Consider the following 1,608-nt stretch of genomic DNA (forward strand, 5'->3'; position numbering starts at 1 on the left):
GACTTCCATTTGCAGCTTGAATTGCTTGCGGCTGTTGCCGTGCGAGAAATCGACCATGAGCCGCGCAGCGAGGCCGGACTTGGCGATTTCAGTGCACGCCGCATCGACGCTGGCCGCGTCGTAGTTCGGTTCCTTGCCGCCGCGCAGGATGACGTGGCAGTCCTCGTTGCCGGTCGTCGACACGATGGCGGTGTGGCCGGACTTGGTGACCGACAGGAAATGGTGCGGTGAATTGGCCGAGCGGATGGCGTCGACGGCGATGCGCATGTTGCCGTCGGTGCCATTCTTGAAACCGACCGGGCAGGACAGGCCGGAGGCCAGCTCGCGATGCACCTGCGATTCGGTCGTGCGCGCCCCGATGGCACCCCAGGCGATGAGGTCGGCCGTGTATTGCGGGGTGATGGTGTCGAGGAACTCAGTGGCGCAGGGAAGGTCGAGTTCGTTGATTTCGAGCAGGATGCGCCGGGCCAGACGCAGGCCTTCGTTGATGCGGAAGGTGTTGTCGAGGCGCGGATCGTTGATCAGGCCTTTCCAGCCAACCGTGGTGCGCGGCTTTTCGAAATAGACGCGCATGACGACGATGAGGTCTTCAGCGTATTTCTCGGCTTCCCTGGCCAGCTTTTTGGCGTAATCCATGGCCACCTCGTAGTCATGGATCGAGCAGGGGCCGATGACGACGAGCAGGCGGTCATCGGCGCCATGCAAAACGCGGTGAATCGCCTGGCGGGCGACCGAGGTTGTTTGGGCGGCGCGGGTGGACACCGGGTATTCGCGGAAAACGTGGGCCGGCGGCACCAGTTCCTTGATTTCCTTGATGCGCAAGTCGTCGGTATTCGGTTTGTTCGCTTGTGTGCTGTGCGGCGTCATGGCCAGTCTCGTTCAGAAATGCTGAAAACCCCGCATTCTACCGGATGGCCATCGAAGATTTTGCGCCGGCTATTTTGGCAACTTCTCGTAGAGACCGACGGCAATCTCCATTTCGTCCAGGATACGTTCGCTGGTCGTCGCCACGGCCAGTTGCGCCCGCTTGTCGCCGCCGCTTTTCTGGTTGAGGGCGTTCTCGAAGAAAAGCCACTGCTGCCGGACAAGATCAAGGCTTTCATTGAGCTGAGCGGTATTGGCCGGGGCGCTGGCCAACTCCAGTAGCGCCGTCGAAAAATCCTGGCGGGCCTTGGCCAGATTGGTGGCGCTGCCGTTATCGGCAACACCCCACGCTGCAGCCTGATAATACTTGGCCATGCGCTGCGACAACATGCGCTGGCGCCCCGACACATTGACCAGGCGGCCGGCATTCGAGCCTGATTTCTTTTCCAGCTGGACGGTGGCCTGATGTGCCAGTTCCAGCACACCATCGGAAATCGCCAGCACCTTCCGCCCGTTTTCCGGCGAGGGCGTTGCCCCGACCAGCACGTCCTTGTAAGCCAGCCAGGACTTTTCGAGTTTGAGGTAGGTTTCCTTGATTTCCGGCGTCGGCGCGTAGTTCTTCAATTCGACGAGTTGTCGGTCAAAGACGGCAATGGAGCCGTCGAGCACCTTTTTGCTACGGTCTACGTCGATTTGCTGGCCAATTTGAAAGTAGGCTTTGGCCATGCGCTGCGACAGCATGCG

The 1,608-nt window shown here is 60.4% G+C and carries 2 protein-coding genes; both read right to left on the reverse strand.

The genetic code is table 11. The features are described 5' to 3' along the window. Positions 1-867: 3-deoxy-7-phosphoheptulonate synthase (locus ADADOO_RS16555; RefSeq protein ID WP_511278614.1), on the reverse strand; the 867-nt coding region annotated here is incomplete at its 3' end. Between the two features lie 69 nt (positions 868-936). Continuing rightward, the coding region (locus tag ADADOO_RS16560; RefSeq protein WP_511278615.1) for a type IV pili methyl-accepting chemotaxis transducer N-terminal domain-containing protein at positions 937-1,608 on the reverse strand (672 nt) is incomplete at its 5' end.

The organism is Azonexus sp. (genome assembly GCF_036170495.1).
Classification (GTDB): Bacteria; Pseudomonadota; Gammaproteobacteria; order Burkholderiales; family Rhodocyclaceae; genus Azonexus.